General features: G+C 60.9%; 20 protein-coding genes and 3 pseudogenes. 10 read left to right on the top strand and 13 right to left on the bottom strand.

Annotated features, from left to right (window positions below; translation table 11 throughout):
- Positions 1-1,007 precede the first annotated feature (1,007 nt).
- The 3 genes from ACNPN0_RS12275 to ACNPN0_RS12265 all read left to right on the top strand — a co-directional run bounded on the left by ACNPN0_RS12275 (position 1,008) and on the right by ACNPN0_RS12265 (position 3,154).
- On the top strand, positions 1,008-1,244 hold the full coding sequence (locus ACNPN0_RS12275) for a hypothetical protein (RefSeq protein WP_105658704.1): 237 nt from the start codon (positions 1,008-1,010) through the stop codon (positions 1,242-1,244).
- 146 nt (positions 1,245-1,390) lie between these two features.
- Positions 1,391-2,488: a fatty acid desaturase family protein gene (locus tag ACNPN0_RS12270; protein WP_448938918.1), complete on the top strand. Its 1,098-nt coding sequence runs from the start codon at positions 1,391-1,393 to the stop codon at positions 2,486-2,488.
- Between the two features lie 462 nt (positions 2,489-2,950).
- Positions 2,951-3,154, top strand: coding sequence for a cold-shock protein (locus tag ACNPN0_RS12265; RefSeq protein WP_105658961.1), 204 nt, complete (start codon positions 2,951-2,953; stop codon positions 3,152-3,154).
- Positions 3,155-3,401: 247 nt separating this feature from the next.
- Here the strand turns inward: ACNPN0_RS12265 and ACNPN0_RS12260 are convergent.
- Positions 3,402-3,627 (bottom strand): annotated as a pseudogene (locus tag ACNPN0_RS12260) (IS3-like element ISAar44 family transposase); the annotation flags it as partial.
- A gap of 52 nt (positions 3,628-3,679) precedes the next feature.
- On the opposite strand from ACNPN0_RS12260, the pseudogene ACNPN0_RS12255 reads away from it, so the two are divergent.
- Positions 3,680-3,989 (top strand): annotated as a pseudogene (locus tag ACNPN0_RS12255) (IS1380 family transposase); the annotation flags it as partial.
- Positions 3,990-4,700: 711 nt separating this feature from the next.
- Here the strand turns inward: ACNPN0_RS12255 and ACNPN0_RS12250 are convergent.
- Positions 4,701-5,012: a MerR family transcriptional regulator gene (locus ACNPN0_RS12250; RefSeq protein ID WP_448937171.1), complete on the bottom strand. Its 312-nt coding sequence runs from the start codon at positions 5,010-5,012 to the stop codon at positions 4,701-4,703.
- Between the two features lie 127 nt (positions 5,013-5,139).
- On the opposite strand from ACNPN0_RS12250, the gene ACNPN0_RS12245 reads away from it, so the two are divergent.
- Together ACNPN0_RS12245 and ACNPN0_RS12240 are read left to right on the top strand one after the other, a co-directional pair.
- Positions 5,140-5,574, top strand: coding sequence for an Hsp20/alpha crystallin family protein (locus ACNPN0_RS12245; RefSeq protein ID WP_448937172.1), 435 nt, complete (start codon positions 5,140-5,142; stop codon positions 5,572-5,574).
- A gap of 426 nt (positions 5,575-6,000) precedes the next feature.
- Positions 6,001-6,240, top strand: a complete 240-nt coding sequence (locus ACNPN0_RS12240) for a hypothetical protein (protein WP_448937173.1) — start codon at positions 6,001-6,003, stop codon at positions 6,238-6,240.
- Positions 6,241-7,125: 885 nt separating this feature from the next.
- Here the strand turns inward: ACNPN0_RS12240 and ACNPN0_RS12235 are convergent.
- Together ACNPN0_RS12235 and ACNPN0_RS12230 are read right to left on the bottom strand one after the other, a co-directional pair.
- Positions 7,126-7,934 (bottom strand): annotated as a pseudogene (locus tag ACNPN0_RS12235) (sortase).
- A 314-nt stretch (positions 7,935-8,248) separates the two neighbouring features.
- Positions 8,249-8,494: an LPXTG cell wall anchor domain-containing protein gene (locus ACNPN0_RS12230; RefSeq protein WP_448937174.1), complete on the bottom strand. Its 246-nt coding sequence runs from the start codon at positions 8,492-8,494 to the stop codon at positions 8,249-8,251.
- A 656-nt stretch (positions 8,495-9,150) separates the two neighbouring features.
- Here ACNPN0_RS12230 and ACNPN0_RS12225 point away from each other — a divergent pair.
- The gene (locus tag ACNPN0_RS12225) at positions 9,151-9,585 is read left to right on the top strand and encodes a hypothetical protein (protein WP_448937175.1); all 435 of its coding nucleotides are present in this window, start codon (positions 9,151-9,153) and stop codon (positions 9,583-9,585) included.
- Between the two features lie 122 nt (positions 9,586-9,707).
- Here ACNPN0_RS12225 and ACNPN0_RS12220 read toward each other — a convergent pair whose 3' ends face one another.
- Positions 9,708-10,670, bottom strand: coding sequence for a cation diffusion facilitator family transporter (locus ACNPN0_RS12220; protein WP_332489439.1), 963 nt, complete (start codon positions 10,668-10,670; stop codon positions 9,708-9,710).
- Positions 10,667-11,098, bottom strand: coding sequence for a transporter substrate-binding domain-containing protein (locus ACNPN0_RS12215; protein ID WP_332727624.1), 432 nt, complete (start codon positions 11,096-11,098; stop codon positions 10,667-10,669). Before ACNPN0_RS12215 ends, ACNPN0_RS12220 begins: the two co-directional genes overlap by 4 nt.
- A gap of 350 nt (positions 11,099-11,448) precedes the next feature.
- Between ACNPN0_RS12215 and ACNPN0_RS12210 the strand changes: the two genes are divergently transcribed.
- Entirely contained in the window at positions 11,449-12,678 is a 1,230-nt protein-coding gene (locus ACNPN0_RS12210) for an MFS transporter (RefSeq protein ID WP_448937176.1), read from the top strand.
- A gap of 233 nt (positions 12,679-12,911) precedes the next feature.
- On the opposite strand, the gene ACNPN0_RS12205 is transcribed toward ACNPN0_RS12210, so the two are convergent.
- The 5 genes from ACNPN0_RS12205 to ACNPN0_RS12185 form a co-directional block, all read right to left on the bottom strand.
- A complete protein-coding gene (locus tag ACNPN0_RS12205) occupies positions 12,912-13,799 on the bottom strand; it encodes an ABC transporter ATP-binding protein (protein WP_448937177.1) in 888 nt (295 codons plus the stop codon).
- Complete coding sequence (locus tag ACNPN0_RS12200; RefSeq protein WP_448937178.1) at positions 13,796-14,896, bottom strand: FecCD family ABC transporter permease; 1,101 nt, start codon at positions 14,894-14,896, stop codon at positions 13,796-13,798. The genes ACNPN0_RS12205 and ACNPN0_RS12200 overlap by 4 nt, the downstream gene beginning before the upstream one ends.
- Positions 14,893-16,002: a FecCD family ABC transporter permease gene (locus ACNPN0_RS12195; protein WP_448937179.1), complete on the bottom strand. Its 1,110-nt coding sequence runs from the start codon at positions 16,000-16,002 to the stop codon at positions 14,893-14,895. The genes ACNPN0_RS12200 and ACNPN0_RS12195 overlap by 4 nt, the downstream gene beginning before the upstream one ends.
- A gap of 5 nt (positions 16,003-16,007) precedes the next feature.
- Complete coding sequence (locus ACNPN0_RS12190) at positions 16,008-16,883, bottom strand: siderophore-interacting protein (RefSeq protein WP_105658956.1); 876 nt, start codon at positions 16,881-16,883, stop codon at positions 16,008-16,010.
- A 143-nt stretch (positions 16,884-17,026) separates the two neighbouring features.
- The gene (locus tag ACNPN0_RS12185; protein ID WP_133833967.1) at positions 17,027-18,016 is read right to left on the bottom strand and encodes an ABC transporter substrate-binding protein; all 990 of its coding nucleotides are present in this window, start codon (positions 18,014-18,016) and stop codon (positions 17,027-17,029) included.
- Between the two features lie 133 nt (positions 18,017-18,149).
- Between ACNPN0_RS12185 and ACNPN0_RS12180 the strand changes: the two genes are divergently transcribed.
- Both ACNPN0_RS12180 and ACNPN0_RS12175 read left to right on the top strand, forming a co-directional pair.
- Complete coding sequence (locus ACNPN0_RS12180) at positions 18,150-19,898, top strand: ABC transporter transmembrane domain-containing protein (RefSeq protein ID WP_448937180.1); 1,749 nt, start codon at positions 18,150-18,152, stop codon at positions 19,896-19,898.
- Positions 19,895-21,676, top strand: a complete 1,782-nt coding sequence (locus ACNPN0_RS12175; RefSeq protein ID WP_448937181.1) for an ABC transporter ATP-binding protein — start codon at positions 19,895-19,897, stop codon at positions 21,674-21,676. The genes ACNPN0_RS12180 and ACNPN0_RS12175 overlap by 4 nt, the downstream gene beginning before the upstream one ends.
- 209 nt (positions 21,677-21,885) lie before the next feature.
- On the opposite strand, the gene ACNPN0_RS12170 is transcribed toward ACNPN0_RS12175, so the two are convergent.
- Positions 21,886-22,929 carry a hemolysin family protein gene (locus ACNPN0_RS12170; protein WP_448937182.1) on the bottom strand — a complete coding sequence of 348 codons (1,044 nt, stop codon included), beginning with the start codon at positions 22,927-22,929 and terminating at the stop codon, positions 21,886-21,888.
- A complete protein-coding gene (locus ACNPN0_RS12165; protein WP_332502756.1) occupies positions 22,926-24,272 on the bottom strand; it encodes a hemolysin family protein in 1,347 nt (448 codons plus the stop codon). The genes ACNPN0_RS12170 and ACNPN0_RS12165 overlap by 4 nt, the downstream gene beginning before the upstream one ends.
- Positions 24,273-24,714 lie beyond the last annotated feature (442 nt).

The following is a 24,714-nucleotide window of genomic DNA, read 5'->3' as shown; positions in this document are numbered from 1 at the left end:
CCAGATAGGCTGCGTATTCCTCCGAGGGGTTGCACAGCAACGCATTGTTCAGCGCTTGGGACAGGTCTCCGCGGGGTACGGGCAGATGCATGATGCTCCTTCGTTCACACTGATCGCACGGTCAGCAATAGTGGCAGTAGGATGATCGTGCCAGCATCCCCGGGATATAACCACCATTGGGAGGAAAAGCCAAGGTAGCCCCTGATCGTGCTCCCCAGCTATGTTCTCGACAGCACCTTATCCCTGAGGAACATAGGGCTGTCGGCCGGCCAATCTCGACGTCTTGTCCCAGCTTTTCCATAGCCGGTGGGAGCTGCGACCGGGATTGGGTTGGGATCATGATGGCAACCGATTAGAGGCAGAACTTACCGGAGTCGTCAGGGAGCACCTGTCGCCGCCCACTCTTATTGGCACATTCAATCTGGCAAGTAAGCAGGTCATGCCGTGTAAAACTGCCGACAATACTGGCGCCCAGAAGTTGCTCGCACCTCTGACAACAAACCCGGTCCAGAATCTTTTGCTCCATGTCCACACCCAACTGCTAGGTGTCGACTCGTTCATTTCCCCAAGATGAAAAACAGGTTCCCTAGGGCTGTCGCGTTGCCACTTTAGTATCGAGTAGGCCCGTCTGCTACTCCAGCAAGGGACCAATTACTTGGCATCAATCACTCGCTCGCACTTTCTAATAACGAACTTTCAGGGCCGCACTGGTCGTCAGGTCCGTGCTCGCTAATCAAGGAGAGTCATGCCCCTAAGCCACTAATATCACAGCTTTGAAGCAGTGGGCCCGGGCACTTCAGAGGCACTGGAAGTTTCACAGAGTTACTACAGTTGCTCCATGGGCCCTACTGCGATCGATTATTCGGGCTCCAGCGCTGGGCGCTTGGCAGGCGCTGCATAACGAGAAGCTGCTCCCTCAATACCCTGCTAGGCTCAAGATGCTGCCGACGTTGCGCCGCGTGTACGGAAGAAACATCCGAATTTATCTTCATCGATGGGAATATCTCATGGGCAACAGCCCTGAAGCAGCACTAGGTATCGCACTACTGACATCACTGGTCCGCCAAGACCGAGAAGCTTTCCTGATCATCGCCTCCGAGCTGGAAGGAGGCAACACGCAAGCCGTGGCGATCCTTGCACGGCTAGGTGAAGCAATGGTCGCGATGATCGCTGAGCTGCTGCAGATCGGCAACGAGGAAGCGCTCACACGCATCGCAGCGTCACTGGCCCTCAAAGCTGGATAGAACTCAAAGAAATATGTGAAAGAGCAGAATCTGACAGCGGAAGAACAGCGAGAGCGGCCGTGAACCTGAGTAGAATGGGGGTAATAGGCTCGGTCGGGTAATTTATTGTTCACGACGCAGCGAGCTCTTTCAATCAAGGATTATATTTGCCTCGCAGTTCTCTGCTGGACGTTCCAGCACCCACCGTTAAACCCGGTGATCCTCAAAGTTTCTTCCATATCAAAAAGTTGGTCACCGAAGCTGGACTGGTCGGCCGCCGCCGCGGGCACTATCTCGGGTTGGGCATCGTGCTGACGGTGCTGCTAGCCGGCACCGTTACCGGTTTCATCCTCCTAGGCGACAGCTGGTTCCAGTTGCTGATGGCCACAGCCTTGGGCCTGCTGCTCACCCAATTCGCGTTCCTGGCGCACGAGGCGGCACACCGCCAGATCCTGGCTTCGCACAAGCGCAATGACAAGCTGGGCCAGTTCCTGGCCAATATCGTCGTGGGCATCAGCTACCAGTGGTGGATGAACAAGCACAACAAGCACCACGCCACCCCCAATACCGTGGGCAAGGATCCGGACATCGAGTGGGACACCATCTCCTTCCAGACCGAGGACGCCAAACGCCAGCGCGGCCTGCTCAAGTGGATCACCAACCGCCAGGGCTACCTGTTCTTCCCGCTGCTCACCCTTGAGGGCTTGAACCTGCATATGCATTCGATCAAGTACCTCTTCAAGGCCGGCCGGGTCAAGAACCGCAAGCGCGAGATGACCGGCATTGCACTGCGCATCGCCATCTACCTGGCGATCGTGTTCTACTTCCTGCCAGTGGGCATGGCTTTCGCCTTCCTCGGCGTGCAGCTGGCAGTCTTCGGCGTCTACATGGGTGCCTCCTTCGCCCCGAACCACAAGGGCATGCCGATGGTTCCCCAGGACGCCCGCATCGACTTCTTCTCCCGCCAGGTACTGACCGGACGCAATGTCATGGCCAAGTCCAGCTGGGGAAACCGCGTGCTCTCCCACGTCTACGGCGGATTGAACTACCAGGTGGAGCACCACCTGTTCCCGTCCATGCCGCGCGCCAACCTGGCCGGCGTCTCGCGCATCGTGCGCCAGTACTGCGACGAGCACCAGGTGGCGTACACCGTGGCCAGTGTCCGCGAATCCTACGCACAGGTGATCACCTACCTGAACAAGGTCGGGCTATCAGCCCGGGATCCATTCGAGTGCCCAATGATCTCCGGATACCGAATCTCATAACGGTCTTGCTACAGGCACAGAACAACGAAATCGGCGTCCCGGGCGGGACTTCGACTTCCCCTGACCGCAAACCGGCGAGATTAAGTGAGCTACTCATGGTAGTCTAGATATTAGAGCCAATAAGAAAAATTGAAAATTCCTATTGTTTCTCCCTTGGATTTTTAATAAGCGCTTCCTCGGAATTTTCCCATGAGAGCGAATCGCGTCACTTGAAATATTCGTCCCCGCTTCCGTGGTGGGGCAGTCGGTTTGAAACTGCGTTTCTATAGAACCTCTTCGACCGCTATTACATGCGTCTCCAGTGAATTCTTACCCAGAACTCAGAATTCGATGTTCTGGATCTCCAAGCTATTCATGCTTGATTAAGTGTCACAAGATGTAACAAAAATAATGGCTTCAGTGTTGCTACGGTGGCACAAGCTCAAATCGCGGCATACCGCGAATTACGATTTAGGAATACACATGGCTACTGGCACTGTAAAGTGGTTCAACTCCGAAAAGGGCTTCGGTTTCATTGAGCCTTCTGATGGATCCGCTGACGTTTTCGCGCATTACAGCGCAATTCAGAGTTTCGGATTCAAGAATCTTGAAGAAGGACAATCGGTCGAATACAAGCTTGAATCCGGTCCAAAGGGCCCTCAGGCTGCGGACATCCAGGCACGCTAAGCGCCTCTAGGTCGATCATCCCAAAAGCGGGACAGGCGGTCGACGGATTCTAACGGTCGTTGCAACATCCTGAACAATCAGGCGTTGCAACGACCGTTCTTTTTACGCCAAAGATCAGCACCCAGCAACCCGACACGTTCCTGAAGAGCAAGACCAACACCGGGCTATACGTAACGCTTCGATCAGGAGCCGGACCAACGAAAGATTTCAAGCCAAGCGAGACCAAGGAGGATTATATAGCCTACAGTTATATTCCTTCCAAGCACTTGACCGGCTCATTGATACGCGCCGCTTCAGGTATCTGAAGCTTTTTCCCGGACCTGCGTGGTCCAAAACGCTCTGGATATTCCTCCCTGCCTTCTGCAATGCGGCTGATCTCCGGTCGTCAACAAGCCCAATCACGCGAAATGAACGTAAGCAGGCATACGGAACCCAACCCCCAAATGGCGATGGTGCCCGTTAGACGACCAAACCGGTTATCTAATAACGACCAGTAGTCATTGACTGACACTAAAAGATGAAAAGGTGAGCGGAACAGGCATCCCGACCCGACTCACCGGTCCATCTCTGGTCTTTCAGGCGGGACTTTCTGTTCTGACCAACCTCCTGAACGCGGGAGACTTCTGCAGGATTCTCGCAATTTGTACCAGCCACCGCGACGCACCGTCCAGGAATCATCCTCGGCTCATTGGCTCTGTCCTTGACGGCTGGCGGCGAGCAAGCCACAGACATCGACCAGCTACGAGCCGCGCCAGCGCTCTTTGGCTCAGTAGCGTCGGAGGCCACGTTCAGCCGATTCGTGGGCGGGATCAACGAACAGCCAGAAGCTTTATCCTAATTCTGGAGTCCTCACGTGCCCGGAAGAGGTCTCTGGCGGATTCCTCGACGAGCATCGGCACGCGCACTGCCACGAGTTCGTCGACTTTGAGCCGTCGTGCCAGTAGGAGAGCATTGCGGGCATCGGTTTTGGCTTTGTCCCCGGAGGGCGCAGGGGCTTCGACGGGGCCGCGACGGACACCGGGTAGTTGATGCCCGCGAGGGTACGGGCGAGGCTGAATCCGTTAGGGTCGGCTTCGTTGGTGACCGCGACGGGTCCGTGGTCGGCGATGATCCTGGCGATCCAGGTCGTAACGGCCTCGTTCCCGCCGGGTTTCGCTTCGAGGGTTTCACCCGCGTGGGTGTCGGGGGGCTGTTGCGCGGATGGATCGTGCGTGCGCATCCGGCCCGGTCGCAATACGCTGGGTAGACATTAGGGCCTCCGCTTCATGTCGGCATCCCCGAGCCGTTGTCGGGGACAATCCGCTAATCTGCACCGTGAGGCCCTGAACCGCAATACTACTGACGAAAAATCTCTTGCTCATGGGGTCTAGGCCACCGCGCAAATGCTGCGTTTGGTATCGATGACCAGCCAGGCGACTTCGCTACCGTGACCCTCGGTGAAGGAACAGCATTGCTTTTTCATATTGCGCATTAGCGACATTCTCGCAAATGCGGGATCCACTGATTCCGCTTATTCGGGTGTCCACTATGTCAGGATAGCCCCACTTTAGGTATCAACCCCATAGCTCGGCTGAGCTGCGAGTCTCTCACGTAAGACCCTGTTATCGGCTTCCAGCTCCAATATGATGCCAATGCCCGCCAAATTCACCCCCTGGTCGACCAGCTCAGAGATTCGCTGCAACCGCACAAATTCTTCGGCGCGATATCTGCGCGTGCCCCCGCTGGTTCGTGCCGGGGTGATCAAACCGCGCATTTCATAGAGCCTCACGGTTTGCACACTCACCCCCACACTCTGGGCAGCGGCAGCAATGGAATGCGACCCGGCGGCAAGACTGGATCGTGGCGAATTTTTTGTCATTTTTTACCTTGCGTAGCTTGCACATCCTCAGATTCTCATGCTATAAAATCTACATCGTCAGGCATAGATCTGGCGGGAAGTGATTTGCACCATCACATAGTGTCACACCAGAAAGGAATGAGTTAAGATGATGCAGACCGAGGTACTTCGCGATTTTGACCGCCTAGTGCAGCGAGCTTTCAACACCCAGCTCAGTTCCGAACCTGTGCATCCAATGCCGATGGAGGTTTGGAAGGACGACGTGGGATTTCATGCTGAGTTCGATCTGCCAGGGATCGACGCCCAGCAGATCGACATGGCAGTGGAAAAGAACATCCTGACCATTCGCGCTGAACGAGCCAAGCCCGAAGGCCGACAGCTCATCACCGGATCAGAACGACGCTGGGGCTACTTCACTCGGGAACTCGTGCTCGGGGAGCACTTGGATACCGAAAGCATCCAAGCTTCTTACGTAGATGGGGTACTGCGGCTGGATATCGCCGTCGCCGAAAGCGCCAAGCCACGCCGGATTCACGTCGCAGTCGGCCGAGGCAAGCAGAATCGCAAGGAAATCACCGGCTAACTTAAAAAATGCCCCGTCGGGGCGTGCGCGGAGATGATGCACTATGTCTGCCTTCATTGATTCGGTATGCAATCCGCTGGTCATCAATGACGAGTTGCTTCTGGCCATATACGAGCTCGAACTATCCAAAGCACCCCGCCAGCACCAGCCGCCTCGATCGCTTTTACTCACCGCGACCGTCGATGTTCCGCGGCCCAGTCGGCGGCGCCCGGAAGGATCGAGCGAAACCCGAACAACTCGCCGCACTGTGCGCCGGTCGGGACCCGTTTGGGTCTATTCGCGGTCACCACCGGGAAGCCCTTGAGGCCCCGGGAGGATCTCAAATAGCGGTGGATCAAGGGTGCGTCCGGACTATCCCGGACGCCCCCTGCCGGCACTAGCAAAGGCGTTCATTACAGATGCTGCACTCCAGAAAGGATTAGCACCTTGCGTGAATCATCGCTCAACTTCAATCTCAACGACGAGCAAATCGAAGATCTGACAACAGCACTGTGCACCTACCGGGACCACTTCGCCGAACTCCTGGAGCTGAACTCCGATGTGGAAGGGCCACAGGCCCGCGAGAACAACAAGTACTGGCAAAACAAGGTTCGCCATGTCCAGGAAGTGATCGACAAGGTCAGCCACTCCCTCTATGGGGCCCCGACCTTGGAGAACGACCACTAGATGGAGTTCCCCGTGATGCTGTAGACACGATCTGACGGATTAGGAGCATCGGTCCCGGGTAGGTTCGGTGATGATCATAGTAACGAAGCCAGGCGTCGCCTTCCTCCAGGAGCCAGTAGTGCTCGAGCGTGGGGCATAGACACTTCCGTGCAGAATGGTGGGTACGGAAACCCATATCCTGCCGGAGGTTTACGTCTAATTCGAGTGTTCTCAACGTCCCGATGCGCTGCATTCTAGGAATTCCCGCTGCGGACTTTAATCAGCGTCTGATCCAGTAGAAATCCCAGTTCCCTATTCTGGATATAGACTGGAAATATTGACTCCGTACTACTTGTCCTTCTGAGGCCTGGGCTATGGTCGAATCGTGAACTAGCGAGCTCACATAACTGAATAACCTTTTAGCAAGGTCAGAGAAGCGTTCCAGACAACCCCCGTCTGGGGCGCTTCTCGTATCTTGTGTACGCGAAAAGAGCCGAGCCAGAAAATATTTATCTTTGCGGGCCTCGGTACATTTCCATCTAGGAGAATCTTTGAGAACTATTGAGATCTGCGCACACGGTCGTAAATGGGAAGTCAGCTTCGACGGTTGGTACCAAGGCAGTTTCGGTTCCTTCCAGGAGGCGTTCGAAGCCGCTGTCCGGCTTCGAACAGAGAATGAGCACACAGAACTTGTCGTGCATGGTGAAGTGCCGCCCATCTAAGTACCGCAAAATAGCATCAGCAGGTACCCTCTTTGGAGCAATCCAATTCCGCGGAGAGATCTGCGGGCATATCGCAGTGCCAAATCTGAGATGGTCTGCTCCGGCAGGCCAAGAGCAGGTATCCATCGACTTCAGGGAAGAATATAGCCTGCATCCTCGCACCATGGACTAGGGCATTTAGTCCTCAGGAGCAACCGGACAGCGCCGCTAGTAAAGTCGAATTGATCCGCTCATGGGCTTCCGCCAGTGCCATACGTTGACGCTTAAGCTCCTCCGAATCCATCCCTGGCACGTAGGTTAGAGCAAGGTGGAACTTCATTGCTTCTTGCAGTGAGTTCTCATCAACGCAGTCGCCATTCCATTGATATGGGGCCACCGAAGGGTGTTGACCCGGATAATGCCCGTAATCAGGAACGACTACGGCAGCTCCGGTATCCAAAGCCGCTTCGAGCCACCCGGAATGCGTACCGAATCGATTAACCCACCAGTGGAATCCAATAGCGTCGACGCTCTTCCCGGCGTCCGCCGGAGTTGGCAGTACACGTTCGGCTGTGACGATAATCCGATGTGAGTTTACTCCGATTGGGGTACACGTCACCAGTGAAATCAAATCGCAGTCTGCCTGTGGCCTGAGTAGGACGGTTTCGGTGGAACGCACTACAGAACGATCAACTGCCCGGTAAACCAATGTCCGGCTATACAGATCTATTTTGATCTCATCCGTCAAGGCAACCTTATCGAGATAGGTAAACATGCCGCTTGTGGCAAACCACGATGCCCAGTTATCACTGAATGGGTTCCTTGACCGCCTGCCGGTAAGACAGTTCCTTCGAGATGTCCAGCGTCTTCCAAGAGGACATCTTCGGCAGTCCCGTGATAGGCCGGGATCTTGACGTCGATGCCCGGGAATCGTAGACGCTCTATCAGTCCATCGTCATTTGGATCAAATAGATCCCAAAATGGATCATTAATTCTGTGGGTCTTCTTCTGCACTGCAGCGAACGGATATGCAATTCTCGTGCCATCAGCGAACGCGGAGTTCTATTGCTGCGGTTCACGCAGCTGTTCTTCCTCTATATGGGGGCCAACGAATCGATAATTTCTACATGGCAGTCGGTATGCTTAGTCTGATCGAGGGCGGAGTACCACGAAGCCGCCGATGGATAAAAGGCCATACAGCGCCCCGAGAACGCTATGGAAGCAATAATCCCCGATAGTAGTGGCACATGCTTTTTGGCTGCATGCCTGCCAACGGGCTTTGACGCACTCTTGGGTCGCGTGGGTTGTCCTTTCATCGGGTAGAACGTCTAAGTCATAGGCTGAAAAGTTCCTCCACGAACAGTTGAATTGATAGGTGAGGCACCCTTCTGCGATAACGGCGGAATACTGCCACGCTGCTCACGACGCTTGCGATCTGTCGCCAGCAGAACATCTCCAACGACCAGCACCAGGCCGGCACCGATGAACGGTGTGGTTACGGAGCTACCAGTCAGGGGCAGCTGCAATGGCAGAACTTGATCGTTAGAGACCGATACTTGGGCGGCCTGTGCCACCGTCCTTTCATTTACCGTTACCGGAATAGAGGTCGCATGCAGCTTGTACCCATGGGGCGCTCTGTAAAATTCCCACGATGGATCAGTGGCCCGCCGGAGTTGAGGGGCGAATTCCCGAACATACCTCTAGACGATAGCGAAATACCCTTTCGCGCAGCTTATCGGTACATCACACAAGGCGCTAACGGCCGAGATCTGTGTACCGTGAGTTCGTCATCACCACCATCGACGATGTGCGCTATTTGCACGACGACTTACAGAAAGTTGGGAAATTGCTGCATATCGGACCTGATGTGAGTGCAGAATTACTTCGATCCACAGCTTTAAGAGGCGAAACAGGTAAGTGCCCATTCGCTGGTCATTCAATTCTTCGACTCTACTTATCCGGCCAATATCGTCCTGCCAAACGCATATTTCTACACAACGGTTTGCGCAGGGACATGCTCTTTGAAACCCTGCGAATTGCACCGCCTCGGGCATGTGCCAACATGAGGCTCCGCCCGGCGATTGGAAACGGGATGTATTATTTGAAGAACACTCCACGATGATCACCGAGCGCCAAAGGCGAAACCCGGGGAATTCCGCGGCACAACGCCGCAGGACTTCGTGGGCGGTCACCTTTCGGAGAGCTGCCATCAGCGGAGGATCACATGAACATGCCTGAACGACATATGCGCGCCATGCAACGCGTCGAAAAACTTTTGCATTGCCCCGAGGCCAGAACCCATCTCACTGCCTACGGCTGGATGGAAGGCATGCCCGTGGTCTTCGCGCAACGCACTGATCCAGTGGATGAAGTCATGGGCTTCGTATCGGTCCATGGCCGGGCTGTACTCATGGTCCTTGACGATGGCCAAACCGATGACCTGCAGCTATGGCACATCACGGTACCCAGCCCGCTGTTTCCCAAAGTTCCCCACTTGCCAGCTGGAACCACCATCAGCGAACTTTGCTCCCGGCAGCACACGGAGAAACTGATGCCCTTTCGCGTCGCTTTCTGGTCCCATAGCGCGGCAATCCATGAGATTCCCTGCTTTGTGCGCAGCGACTGGCCTGGCCAAGTAGCCACGTCGCCCACCGATATCGGCTAGTCCGGCGGGGTAGCCCAGGCGGGCTGCTGGCCCCAGCGCCAGCACCCTGCCGCGCCCCGGATTTCCTCGCCGGATCGCCGTGCTTCCACTGCGCTTCAGCCGAGGGGCCTGATCCTCGGTTTTCAGTCCTGCTTGAGGAACTCAGGCAGCTCGGGAACTATCGTCACCACCACGTCATATGCTTTCCAGTCGGTTCCCTCTAGCACTTTTCGCGCTTCCTCGGATTGGGCAAGCGTCACGGTATCGGATTCCGGAACGATGAACGCTTCCGTGTGCTGGACCTGGCCGAGTTCGCGGACCCTCAATCCCGCAGTGCGAACCCAATCCAGGGCATGGAGCTGTTCCTCCATGGCCGGGATCAGCGGGTGCGGATCCGTGCCGTCGACACCTTTGGAACGGCGATCCAGCAAATCCGAGGTTGCGGACTTCGTGCTGTCCCAGCCGTCCTTGAGAATGCCAGCAGCGATCACCAGCGCCGCGGTAGAATCCAGCCACCACAACCCAACGCCGATTCCGGCGACACCGACGATCGAAGCAGCATTGGTCTGCCAGTCGGCCTTGGCCATCTTGGAGTCGGCGTAGAGCAGCTTATTGTGCAGCGGTTGGGCAATCTTGATTTTCAACCGTCCCAGCACCACGGCCGGTGCCGCGATCAGTGCCATGACCGCCATCATGATCCATCCTTGCCATACCGTATGGCCAAACAGGTTCATGGTTCCGATGGTCGGGTGCTCCAGTTTAACCAGAGCCGATACCGATTCGTACGCGAGCATCGCGCCGACGACCAGCAACGCCACTCCTGCGACCAGATGCCCGGCTCCCATGGACCGGTGGTAGCCGTAGGGGTGCGAGCGCCGACGAGCCCTCCGGGTGAACTGCAGTGATGCCAAAAAGGCCAGCTGCGGCAGGACTGAGAGCATGTCTTCGATCCACGCTGTGCGCATGGCCTGCGAATTTCCCACCACTAGTGCCACAAGGGTAATGGTGAGCGCCGTGTATCCGATGCTGATCCACTCGAGCTTCGCAGCGCGCGCCATGAGTTCGCGTTGCTCGGGAGGCAAGTGCGTTCCGGCAGCGTTTTTCATGGCATCTCCTGCGTCTGGTCCAGGAAGTACTCCAGCTCGGACAGGAAAGCATTTTCGCCTGGAGGCACGAGCAGGACTATTTTCCTTTCCTTGCCCTTGGCGTCAATGGCGGTCGTGTAGGGACGAGTGACTCCAGCCTTTTCCGACCACGGCGTCTTGGAGGTGATGCCTCCCGCCACCAAATCCAGCTGGCCTGCTTCCAGCTGCTTCACTAGCTGTTCTTCGCCACCAATGGTCCATTGGATTTCGGCACCTGCATGCTGGGCAAAGTCTTCTATGAGCGCTGGTTCGGCGCCCTGGGGTACTCCATCCCGGATTTCCACGAAATCCGAAGCAGGAGATACTCCGGCCCGAAGTGTCCCGGAACGAACCGTGTCCAGGGTTCCTTCGGGGTCCACCGGCACCGCTGGGAAGCAGGCTGTCGCCATGAAGACGCATCCAAGAGCCGCTGCTGCCTTCACTTGCCGGGTGCGGGACGAACTGTGCCGGAACATCATTCCTCCTGAGCTTGATCGGCCGGGTTGGCCTCCAAACTACTCCGAGGACTCGTGCTGCAATGCAACGCCCGGGAAATATCGGCGAACTCTCAGCTCGCACCTGCAACCTGCCGAAGGAGAATTCGCCCTGGGCAAGTGGATCCAGCCCGGAGTGCGGCCGGCAGGGATTCCCGTTCAATGACACGAATGCCGGATCGCTGCCCGGCCCGTGCCACAATCCGAAGTGGACAGTAGCGCCGAGCACCAGTTGGCGCGTCCTATGCGAGGAGGCATCGGCGGCAGTGCAAGCCAAAATGGAACAGGTCCAGCAACGGACCAATGCGGCCTGGATCATCATCGTGGCCTCCGGCGTGGTGGCCGGCCTGCACATCTGGAAGCTCGCCCCCGCGCTGACCGTGATCCAGGACGAACTGGGCTTCTCGCTGATTTTCTCCGGCGTGCTGCTGGGCGTGGTGCAGGTAGCCGGCATGGCCGGCGGCCTGGCCGTTTCCCTGCTTTCGGAAGTCATCTCCCAGCGCCGCACGCTGATCCTCGGCTTGCTGCTGCTGGTGCTGGGCAGCACGCTGGGCGCTTTGTCCCCCAGCGCGCCGCTGCTGCTGGCCACCCGCGTCCTGGAAGGGGCGGGCGTGATCATGGCTACCGTCATGGGGCCGGGGCTGGTGCGCCTCCATGCCCCCATCCGGAACCTGAACATGGCTGTGGGGTGGTGGGCCGCCTACATGGGCATGGCCACCTTCATCGGGGTCTTCTCCACGGCGCTGGTGCTCCAGCACCTTTCGTGGCACCTGTGGTGGGGCATTCTCGCGTTCATCACCCTGCTGCCGATTCCGCTGATCTTCAAGTTCGTGGGTGCGGATGAACCCGCCGGATCGGCGGCCCTGCGCGAGGCCGCCCAGCGCATCGCCATCACCGCCCGGGCATCGCGCGTGTGGATCAGCGGACTGATTTTCGGGTGCTACACGGTGCAATGGATGGCAGTAGTGGGGTTCCTGCCCACCATCTACGAGGAATTCGGCTTGGATCCGGTGGCCGGTGGTTTGGCCTCGGCCGTAGTGGGCGGGCTGAACGCGGTGGGCGCGATCATCTGCGGAGGGCTGCTCCAGCGTGGGGCCAATGGGCGCACGCTGCTGCTAGCCGGTTTCGCGCTGATGTCCCTGGCATCGTTTTGCACCTTCGCCTTCGACTACCCGTCTGGGTTGCTGTGGATCCAGATGATCTGCGTTGGCTTCTTCTCGCTGGCCGGAGCAGCCATCCCGACCACCATGACCCGCGTGGTGGTCGACCTGGCTCCGCCCGGCGGTTCGGCCCCTGCCTCGATGGGCTTGACCCAGCAGATCTTCAACATCGGCAATTTCAGCGGTCCGATGCTGCTGGCATCCATGGCGACACTCACCGGCGGCTGGAATGCCACCTGGTTGCTGACCACAGGCTTCGCGCTGCTCGGGGCAATGCTGACCTTGCTGCTTTCGCGCAAGAACTCGCCCTTCGAGTCCGCTCGGCGATCACGGTAGCTGATGCCAGCCCGCGGCGCTTGACCACTGCACAAAAGGCTGCGGGAACTACCCCGTCAGCCAAACTTGCGCACCAAGAGCCCCGGCTATCCGGACCGGTTCCCAAGCAGTCAGGAAGCTCGTATCCAGCCCGGTTCATGGGATGGTCTCTAAACTCCCCCACCAAGGCTCAAGCGACCGGGTTCTTGCCCATGGCAGCATCTTGCGCCGTGGGCCATCCCGGATCCGAGCTATCAATCGACTGATTTCGGCGCGGACTCGTGACGCAGCCTGCCGGGGACGGTGACCATCATCGGACCGGATGTCACCGGATCGGGGTGAATCTCGCAGTGCACGCCAAATGCCTCGCCAAGGCTCTGCGCCGTAATGACATCTTCTGGTGCGCCGGAAGCCAGTATCTTTCCGCCACGCATCATCACCACGGTGTCGGCATATCGCATTGCCTGATTGATGTCGTGCAGCACCGCGACCACGGTTTTTCCCACATCGCGTTGCCGGGCGAACAAGTCCAGCAGCTCCACCTGATGGGCGACATCCAGGTAGGTTGTCGGTTCATCTAGCAGCAGAATAGGTGCTTGCTGGGCCAAGGTGGTTGCAGCCCAGATCCTCTGGCGCTGGCCTCCGGAAAGCTCGGCCAGCCGTCGGGTGGCCAAGGGAAGGGTTCCTGTCGCGGCCAAGGCAGCGTGAACCGCCGCTTCGTCCTGCTCGCTATGCTGGGCCAACAACCTCTGATGCGGGAAACGACCGCGGGATACCAGCTGGGCAACGGTAATCCCCGAGGGCGCAATCGCCTGCTGGCTCAGCAGCGATACTTCCCGCGCATAAGCTTTGGGCTTGTAGGATGCGATGGGGATGCCATCCAGCAGCACGTGGCCGGCCATGGGCTTCAGTAGTCTGGCCAGGGCGCTGAGAAGCGTGGACTTGCCGCAGCCGTTGGGGCCGATGATCGCGGTGAATTTGCCCGCTTCGAAGGACGCATCCAGGCAATCGATGACTGGCTCATGTCCATAGCCCAGTTGCAATCCATGCACCTCAAGCTGAGGCGCAGGTTTCCCCGCTTCCATGCCGGCGGTTTCAGCGTCGACTGCCTGCTGCTCGGGTTCGGTTCCCAGTGCGCTCATCCGCGACTCTCCCTTATCAATAGCCAAATCAAATACACCCCGCCAAGGCAGACAGTCACAATGCCGACCGGCAGCTGAATCGGCATGAAAGCTAAGCGGGCCGCTGTGTCCGCCGACACCAGCAGCAACGCTCCGAAGCATCCAGCCGGAACGAGGTCCAGCTCGGCACGGCCGGTCAGCCGGGCCGAGATCTGCGGGGCTACCAGCGCTACAAAGGCGATCGGCCCAGCCGCCGCGGTGGCCACCGCCACCAGTCCCACGCCCACGACAACCATCGACGCGCGCACCAGCTTGGCATTCACGCCTAGCGAGATGGCCAGCGGGTCCCCGCATTCCAGGATCCGGGCGTGGCGTTGCAAGAGAACCGCAGCAAGCGCGAAAATGCCGACGCCCAGCAGCGAAGGACCCACAACGGTATTGCTGACCGAGTTCAGCGAACCGGCACCCCACACCGCAGCAGACAAGGCCACCTGGCGTTGAGCGGCCAACAGCATGAACGTGTTAGCCGAGGCCAGCATGGCACCAACACCAATACCGACCACAATCAGCCGGAACCCAGTAGTCCCATTATGGCTGGCGATCATGAAAACCAATGCCGCCGCGGCCAAGCCGCCGGCAATGGAACCAACGGCAATCTGTGCGGCACTCGAGGTGGTGAAAAGCATCAGCGCCAGCGCCGCGGTATAGGCCCCTGAACTGAAGCCAATCACGTCCGGACTGCCCAAGGGGTTCCGGGTCAACGATTGAAAGAGCGCACCCGAGATTCCAAGCGCGAAACCGAAAACCAATGCCAGGAGCACCCTAGTCAGCCGCCAGTCTCGGACCACCACTTCATAACGGTGCTCGGAATATCCCAGCAGAGCCGGAATCACCTGGTCCATCGGCACGCGCACATCCCCGAGGGCCAGGGATATGAGCCCAACCAGCAGTCCTCCCAGAGCCAGTGCCGCGCCCACCAGCAGCGAGGCGCGATCCAGCCGCCAACGCCAACGGCCACCACCGACCTGCATTTCCCGTCGCCCGGTGGGTACCTGAGCAGCTTGCACAAGTGCACCGGCCGCCTTGGCCGGCGATGCGACCAGCGGCTTGGCGCTCATAGCGTACTCGCGTTCTTGCGCCGGGCCAGAACCAAAAGCACAGGTGCACCAGCAAAGGCGGTGACGATTCCCGCCGAGACCTCCGCATGGGGCAGGATCACCCGGCCCAGGATGTCAGAACCAAGCAGCAGCACAGGGGCCAGGACCGTGGTAAAAATCAAGATCCAGCCCTGTTGCACGCCAAACAGCCAGCGCACCACGTGAGGAATCATGAGTCCGACAAAACCAATCGGGCCTGCCAGCGCGGTAGCCGCGCCGCAGAGCAAAGTCACCGCGGCGATGACCGCGATCCGCACCGGGGCGATCCGCACGCCCAGCGCCTTCGCCGGAGCATCCCCCAGGGCAATCGCATTCAGCGATCCGGCGCAGCACAGCGAGATGACCAGGCCCATTGCCACGAAGGGAGCAACCAGCAGCACTGCGGGCAGCTCGTGGCCGTTGAGGTTTCCAGCGGTGTATACCCGCATCATGTCGAAAATCTGCGGGCGCAGCAGCACCAGCGCGGTGGTGATCCCCGAAAGCACCGCGCCGAAGGCCACACCGGCCAGCACCAAGGTGGATGGGTCGGCGGCGCGCCCACTTTTCGAGAGGGTTAATCCGTATACCGCCAAGGTTGCGGCGAGCGCACCGCCCAAGGCCCACCAGATGGCACCGAGCACACTCAGCGAACCGAAAGCAAAACTTGCCATCACCAAGGAGAATTGGGCTCCGGCGTTGACGCCCAGGATGCCTGGATCCGCCAGCGGGTTGCGGGTCAGCGCCTGGATCAGGGCCCCGGCTACACCCAATGCGACCCCGGCCAGAACTCCCAAGACCGTGCGCGGAACCCGCAACTGACGAATGACCTGCGCTTCATCGGTATTGAAGGAAGGACTGGTCATGGTCTGCCAGGCCACCGGCAGGTCGATATGGCGGCTGCCGAAGGCCAGCGAGCACAACACCATGAACGCCAAAAGCGCCACCAGACCAAGAAGCCAGACCAGTTTGGCTCCCGGCGAACCCACCAGCACCCGGCGAGGCTGGACGGCATCGGTACCGGCCGCGCTGCCCGGTGGTGCTGCACTGCGTGGAGCCGGCAAGAGCCCGGGGTCCCGTGTGGTTGCCACCGTGCTCAGAGCCCCAGGCGTGCAAGTTCGGACTCGTATGCGATCAATGCCTCGTCGTGGTCTTCGAAGCTGTCCCAGAGGGCATCAAGGGCCTCCTTTATACCGGCATCCAAGGCATCCCACTGGGCACGCCACTTCTCGGCTTGCTCGACCCAGTAGCCAATCACCTTGTATTGGGTGCTTGGCCACCGCAGTTCCCGGTGCAGCATCTTGCGGATCTCACGCAGCGCAGCGGATTGCCCGGCCACCCAGACGTACGGGCGGGTTTCCGATCCGGCCGCCGCCTCAACCGCCTTGCGTGCCACCTTGGGCAACACGCTGGGGGCCACGCCGTTTCCGGCCACAATCCACTGCACGCCCAGGTTCGGCAAACCCGACAGGTCCAGGCGCGAGGCCTCATCCGGGATCTCCACCACCAGCTCGGTGCGCACCTGTTCACCGGTCAGTTCCACCAGCCGTACCGCGGCCGGCAGCCCGGTCAGGTCGCAGATCAGCACCTGCGAGGTTGCTTCCGGCGGGCAATCGTACAGCCCGGTCGGTGAGTTCAAGCCGATCCGGTCTCCTGGTTCGGCGGCCAGTGCCCACGCGGCGGCAATGCCTCCGTCATGGACCACGAAATCGATATCGATCCACCCCTCGCCGCAGTCGCGGATGGTGTAGGTGCGCATTGGCGCGTCCGGCTGCCCCGGAGGCGTGCGCCAGGTATCCCCATCGGCTACCGGAAGGCACAGCAGGCTGCGGTCCTCGGTATGCGGGAAAAACAGGCGAACATATTCGTCGCCGACCCCCGTGCTGGTGAAGCCCTGCACCGCGAAGCGCAGCCGCTTCAGCGTAGGCGAGAGCAGGCGGGTGGATTGCACGGTTGCTTCAAAAATTTCCATGAAAGGATCCTGAATCTGGGGGCGTCGGCTGCTTGAAGTGCGAACGCAGGAGGGGTGGTTGAGCTGCGCTCAGGCGCAGGCAATGGCCGTATCCGTCCGGCCGGGAAACTTGACGGGGCCGGACGGATGCGGCCATGGCTGGATTATCCGGCGAGGTCGCTGCGGACCTGCTGCAGGAACGCTGTGGCGCCCGACGGCGAACCGTAGGCCATTTCCATGTTGTAGGTGTAGATCCGCTCATTCTTCACAAAGGGCAGATCCTTCCAGTAGGGCGACTTGGCCATGGAGGCGATGGACTTGTCCAGCTCGGCCTTCGCATCCTCGCCAACGCCGGTGGACATCCACACCGCGTCCACGTCCTTGAGCCGGTCCAGTTCCTCCAAGCTCAGCGACAGGCCTTTTTCGCGGCTCAACTCGGTGGTCTCCAGGCCAATGGTGTCAAAGACTCCGCATTCGAGGTAGGCGTAGCAGTCGACGTTGACCTTGCCATCCCAGTACCCCAGGGTGGCGACGGTCAGGTCGCCGTTTCCGGCTTCGTCGATAGCGGCTTTGGCTTCGGCACCCGCCTGCTGGTAGTCCTGCAGCCACCGGTCGTACTGGGCCTGCCGGTCGAGGTCCTTGGCGGTCCGCTCGAAGTGCGACTGCCACGTTTCGCCGTCAAAGGCGTTGGTCGTGTAGGTCGGGGCAATGGCCGCGAGCTTCTCATGCACCTCGGCGTCATACCCTAGGCCGTTGAGGATGAAGTCCGGGGCGGCGCCGAGGACGCGCTCGTAGTTGAATTCCGGGTAGTTGGCGAACGGGGTGACCCCCTCCAAGGCTTCCTGGTCGAAGTAGTCCGGGAAGGTAGTGAAGCCGGAGTCGCCGCGAATCGGCTGTTCAGCGGCCAGCGGCACCTCCAGGATGGTCAGGATATCCACGTCGGTGGTGTAGAAACCCAGGGCTGCGGCGGGTTGCTGCTCCAGCGAAACTTCGTGGCCTTGCGGGTCCACGGTCTTCAGCGGGGTTCCTTCGGCCGCCGGGGACGATGGCGCCTGGGAGGCCTCGGAGGACTGGCCGCAGCCGGTCAGGGCCAAGGCCGTGGCGGCAAGCAGCGCGGCTGGGGCCAACAAAGTGCGAGTGATCTTGCGGGTCATGCGGGTGATCCTTAAACGGTCGGCCGCCGGGTGCGTGGACTGCGAGGTCCCACGGAGCGCACCACAAATCGGCACTTAGCATAGGCTAAACTATGTGAGTTACGAAAATAATTAATAGCATATTATGGGTAGCATGTCCTCATCTATGCTCACCGGGCGCACTCTGCTGCGCGGCATGCTGCGAGCCGAACGCGGCCGCATCATCGGCGCCATCGCCCTCCTTTCCTGCTGGACAGCGGGCGAAGCGCTTGTCCCCGCGCTGGTCGGTGTCACCATCGACCACGCCATCGCCGGGCAGAGCTTGCCGCTGCTGGTGGTGTGGCTCGCCGCCCTCGGCCTGTGCTTCCTCATGCTGTCCTCCGGCTACCGCTTGGGTGCACGGCTGGGCAACTCCGGAATGAACCGCCAGGTGCACCTGATGCGAACCCGGATCGCCGAGCATGTCATGGACCCCGGCTATCGGCCTGCCACCGCACGGATGCCCGGGGAAATTGCTGCCATCACCTCGGTGGACACCACCGTCACCGCGACGATCATCCGCCAGGCTTCCCTGGGCTTCAGCGCCTTGGCGGGCCTGCTGGTCTGCGCCGGATACCTGCTCTGGGCCAACCTCTGGGTTGGCCTGGCGGTGCTGGCCATCACGCCACTGGGCATGGCCGCCCTGCGCTGGCTGACCCCCAGATTGAGCCGGGCCAGCGACCGGTTGCAGTCCGATATCGCCGCATCCGGCGCGGCGGCCGCCGATCTCATGGCAGGAGTCCAGGTACTGCGTGGCATCGGCGGCCAGGACCAGGCATCCGAGCGCTACCGTGCCGCCAGCCGCAGCGCCGCCACCGCGGGGGTGGCCTCCGCTTCGGCCACCGGACGGATCGAGGGCGCCCAGGTATTGATCTCGGGGCTGGTGCTGCTGTCCGCCGCCAGCCTGGGCGCCTGGCAGGTTGCTGAAGGAGCCATGGGCATCGGCACCTTGCTGGGTGTGCTGGGCGTGGCCCAGTTCTTGTCCACGCCGCTGGGCACCCTGGTCTCAACGGTGGAAGCCGGCACCCGGTCCATCGCCGCGGCGGATCGCGTTGCCGCATTGCTGGCCGACGGCGGGCGGCAACCCGGAACCCGGCGTCCGGCAGCTGAGCCGGATGCAGCACTTGCCTTGGATGTGCCCGGGCTTGGCGAACGCCCGCTGGTTTTCGTGCCCGGCAGGTTCACCGTGCTGGTCTGCGCCAACGACAGCATGCGCCACCGGCTGGCCAAGCTGCTCAGCGAAGGCTCGGAAAATCCTGGCACCGCGGCAGTCCGCGAAGGTACAGCGGCGGCGGCTGCCGCGCGGCTACTGGTTGATGGAATCGACGCCGCGCAGATCGATCCCGCCTACCTGCCGCAGCTGCTGCGCATGGCCCCGCATCAGGCGCACCTCATCGAGGGCAGCGTGAAGGAAAACATTGTGGGCGACGCAGCGCTGCCCGACCCGCAGACCCTGCAGCTGCTGCTGCGCGCCAGCGGCGTCGACGAGCTGCTGGGCACGCTGCCCGATGGGCTCGAACACCAGGTCCAGGGCCGTGGACATAACCTTTCCGGCGGCCAGCGTCAACGCATCGCACTGGCCCGCGCATTATCCGGCGGACCGTTGGCGCGCGTGCTGCACGATCCAACCAGCGCAGTGGATTCGGTCACCGAGGCGAACATCGCCCAGGGCCTGGTCCAGCTGCGCGCGCATGCCGCCAGCAATGGAGCCGGGGCAGGCACCTTGCTGGTGCTGAGCACATCCCCCACCCTGCTGCATGCCGCAGATGAGGTGCTTTTCCTCGCGGCCGATGGAAGCATCACGCGTTCCACCCACCGCGCACTTGCAGAAAATACGACCTATGAAAAGGTGGTCGGCCGATGAGCGCTGTTCACGACCGGGCAGAACCCTCTGCTCCCGCCCTGCCGACCGCCAGCGCCGCTGCGGCCTGGCGGGCACTGCAGCGAACGCTTCGCCCGCACCGCCTGCTGATCACCTGGGCATCCGTGATCACCCTGGCTGCCTCCGCAACGGCCATGGTCCCGCCGTTTGCCATTGGCATCCTGGTGGATGCGCTGGGCACCGGCGCACCGGGCTCCGCCCTGGTGTGGTGCCTGGCCTCCATTGCCGCCTCCTTGCTCGGCGGCGCGCTGCTGACCTGGTACGCCCGGGTGCTGTACGCGCGCATTGCTGAGCCGACGGTGGCCACGCTGCGCGAGGACGCGGTAGAGCACGCGCTCCACCTGGAGTCGGGAATCCTGGAGCGCGCCGGTGATGGCGAGCTTGTCTCGCGTGTCTCGGATGACTCGCGCCTGATCTCCCAGGCAGTAGCCTGGCTGCTGCCCGCGTTGTTGTCCGCCGGCACGCTGCTGGTGCTGTCGGTTCCAGGGCTGTTCACCCTGCACTGGGTGCTGGGGCTCACCGGGCTGATCGCTGTCCCGATGTACCTGCTCTCGCTGCGCTGGTACCTGCCACGCAGCGCACCGCTCTACCGCGAAGAACGCGAGATCCTCGCTCGACGCACCAATACCTTCTTGAACGCATTCCATGGCCGGGCTATGCTGCATTCGCAAGGCTGGGCGCAAACGCAAATCGATGCCCTTGAACACGCAAGCGACGATTCACGCCACGTCGCGGACCGGGTTTTCCGCATGCTGACCCGCTACTTCGCACGCAACAACCGGGCCGAATTCATCACCATGGCCGCGCTGCTGACCTCGGGGTTCTTCCTGGTCCAGGCCAATGCAGCGACGGTTGGCGCTGTCACCACCGCGGCTCTGCTCTACCATCGGCTGTTCGACCCGATCTCCGAGGTGGTCACCTTGTTCGACATGCTCCAGGAAGCGGGGATCGCGTTGCGCCGGGTGACCGGAGTGTTGCTGGCCGCTCGGCGCACCCCGCTGGCCAGATCCGCGGTTCCCTCAGCTTCTTCCCCTGCCGAGGGACTGATTCTAAGTGGTGTCAGCCACCGTTTTGAGACCGGCCCGCAGGTCCTGGGCAATCTCGACCTGCATCTGCGCGATGGCCAGTGCGTCGCCTTGGTTGGTTCGACCGGCGCCGGGAAATCCACAGCAGCCAAGATCTTGTCCGGCGTCATCGAGCCGAGCTCAGGCACCGCCGCGTTGGATGGAACCGCGCTGGCCGCCCTGGACACCGCGACCCTGCGCCGCAACATCGCATTAATTTCGCAGGAGACCCATGTCTTTGCGGGAACTGTCCGGGAGAACTTGCTGCTGGGATCCACGGCGCCGTGCACCGATGCCCGGATTCAGCAGGCGTTGGAAACCTGTCACGCTGGCTGGATTAATGCACTGCCCGAAGGCCTTGATACCCTGCTCGGCTCCGATGGGCATCAATTGACGGCCCACGAACAACAGCACCTGGCGTTGGTCCGCATTGCACTGCTCAACCCGCGCATCATTGTGATGGATGAGGCCACGGCCGAGTCCGGATCCAGCAATTCGCGGGTGCTGGATGCGGCTGCCGCCGCGCTGGCTGCCGGGCGCACCGCCTTGGTGATTGCCCACCGGCTTTCCCAAGCGCGTTTGGCCCACCGGATCATTGTGATGGAGCACGGTCAGATCATTGAGGATGGCAGCCATGAGGAATTGCTGGCAGCCGGTGGGCGCTATGCCCAGCTCTGGGCCGCGTGGGAAGGATAGTTCACGTTCTCCTGGCAGCCATGTTCAGTCCGACGTCGAATAGCTGCTAGCTACGGGCTTCGCACCGCTCGGGGCGGCGCTGGTGCTCTCGCGCAGGATTCCCCCTATGCCAAGGCGCCGTGATGCCCTGGACGAGCAGAGCTGGAGGCCCGAGATGTCCCATCCTGCCTCCAGCCCCTGCCCGGTGCTTTATTGTCCGGCTTGCGCGGCTAGCTTGCGCTGCGGTGCTCGTCCCTGATCTGGCCGACCAGCTCTGCGAGCATGTCTTCCAAGGTCACCATGCCGGTGACCTTGCCCGTTTCGCCATCACGCACCAGGGCCAAATGGGCTCCGGAGAGCTGCATTTCCTGCAGCGCGGTGCGCACGCTTTGCTGCTGCCCGAAGGACGGCAGCTCGCGGATGCCGCTGCGCTGCAGCGGCTGCGTCCGGGCTTGCGCGTCGGCGCCGAGCACGTCCTTGACGTGGACATAGCCCACCGGGGTGCCGGCGGCGTCCACCAGCGGGAAGCGCGAGAAGCCATGCGCGGCCGCCGCCTCGATCTGCTCTATCGTGGCGTCCACCGGCAAGGTCTGCACCTCCTCGAAGCTGATCGCCACGGACTCGATGCTCCGGGCATCGAAGTGCAAGGCTCCCAGCAGCAGCTGCTCGTCATGTGCATCGAGCAGGCCTCCCTCCCGGGATTCGGCCACCATGGAAGAGACCTCGTCGCGGGTAAAGGTGCTGGCCACTTCGTTCTTCGGAACGACGCCGAAGATCCGCAGCACCAGGTTGCCCATGGCATTCATCAGCCACAGCACCGGGCGCAGCACCTTGACCAGGATGACCATGCTCGGGCCCAGGATCAGCGCCATGCGCTCGGGTCCGGCCAAGGCCATGTTCTTGGGCACCATCTCGGCGAGCACCACGTGCAGGTAGGTCACCGCGATCAGCGCAATCGCGTAGGACAGCGCGTCGATCATGCCTGCCGGAACGCCGATGGCTTCGAAGGGCCCGGCCACCGCGTACTTCACCAGCGGCTTGGTGACATAGCCCAGCGCCAGCGAGCAGACGGTGATGCCCAGCTGGGCACCGGCCATGACCAGCGAGACGTTCTCGATGGCCCACAGCGTCATCTTGGCGCTGCGGCTGCCTTCCATGGCCTTGGGCTCGATGATGCTCCGGCGTGCGGAGATCAGCGCGAATTCGGCGCCGACAAAGTAGAAGTTCGCTGCCAGCAGCGCGACCGTCACCAGAATTCCCATAAGGTCGCTCATCGCGCGTCCTCCCCTTCTGCCTGCTCGGACACCGTCACATCGACACTGGCGATCCGCTGCCCATCGGTGGCGTGGATGGTGAATTCAAGTTCCTTATGCGGTCCACCGGGCTCGCCCGGGACCACGAGGCGCACGACATCGCCCACCTCGCCGAACTTGCCCAGCTGCACGGTCAGCAGTCCTGCCAAGGTCTCGTAGTCCGAGTCCTCGGGGATCTGGCAGCCCAGCAGCTCATTGGCCTCATCCGGCCGCAGTGCCGCATCCAGCCGCCAGGAGTTCCCGGAGAGCACCTGGATGGTGGAATCCTCCGGGTCGTGCTCATCGCGCACTTCGCCGACGATTTCCTCCACGAGGTCTTCCAGCGTGAGCATCCCGGCGACGTCGCCGGTCTCGTCGATCAGTACCGCCAGTTGCAGCCCGCCGTTGCGCATCTGGTCCATCAGCTCATCGAGCTCGATGGTATCCGGGACCAGGAAGGCATCTTCTGCACTGTCCCCGGCCGCGGACTGCTGCCGCTGCGCGTAGGGGATGGCGAGCAAGGCGCGGATGTGCACCATGCCCAGCACGCGGTGCCCGCCCTCGTCCACCAGCGGGAAGCGGGAATGCCCGGTCCGCGCGGCAAGCTCCAGCACTTCGTGCACCGTCTCCTGGGCGGTCACGGTGATCATCCGCGATCGGGCGGTCATCACATCATGGGCCCGGCGGTTGCCGAAGGCCACGGTCCGGCGCAGCATTTCGGCAGTTTCCGAGGGAAGCAGTCCCTCGCGGGCCGAGTGCCCCACCAAGGCCACCAGTTCCTCGGCCGAACGGGTCGAGGCCAGCTCTTCTTGCGGCTCGATGCCGAAGCGGCGGACAATCCAGTTGGCGTTGCCGTTGAAGAATGAAAGGAAGGGCTTGGTCACGACGCTGAAGCCGCGCTGGAACCCCACCACGGCCTTGGCAGTTTCGAAAGGCTTGGCAATGGCCAGGTTCTTGGGAACCAATTCGCCGAAGACCATGGTCAAGATGGTGGCCAGGATCAGCGCAATGGCAATGGAGACCGAGCGGGCCAGGGTTTCGTCGAGGCCGAAGTCCTGCAGCGGCCCGACGACCAGGGCCGCGATGGCCGGCTCGGCGAGGAAGCCGATGCCGAGGTTGGTCAGCGTGATGCCCAGCTGGGCGCCCGAAAGCTGGGTGGACAATGTTTCCATGCCCTTGAGGACACCGGAGGCACGGCGGTCGCCGTTCGCGGCGGCCTGCTTGACCTGATTCCGGTTAACCGTGATCAGCGCGAATTCAGCGGCAACGAATAATCCGCAACCGAGAATGAGGAGAAGCGCTATGAGTAGCGAGATCCATTCCAATTACATGCACCCCCTGACCTGCGGAGCCTGGCCGGCATGCCTTCCGGGCAGAGGGTTGGAACTATGAGATCTACTGTCGCCTGAAGCGTCCATCATTCCCTTCCGACCGGAGTATCTTCCTCCGGCCTGCTGTGTTCCATCAATTATCCGGCATGCTGCGCGCCAAATTGGTTGAACCGTACAATTGTTTGCCCAATCCCCTGCTCTTGCATAGAGATTTCACAAGATTACCGGCAGCCGAGCTGATCGGCCATGCCGGAGATTCAACAAACCTGTATCTTCGGTTCAGATCCATTGGCTTCTTTTAAGTCCGCGAAATACGCTGGTCCGGCGCATGGCGCCCAAGAAGGAGAAGCTCTATTTCCGGGCGCTACCGTCTTCGGCGGCTCCTGACGGGCGTGGCTCACTGGCGTATTGCTCTTAGCTTCTTCCAACGACCTGG

It is taken from the genome of Glutamicibacter sp. AGC84, from assembly GCF_053543575.1.
This window is presented reverse-complemented; position numbering and strand designations above follow the sequence as displayed.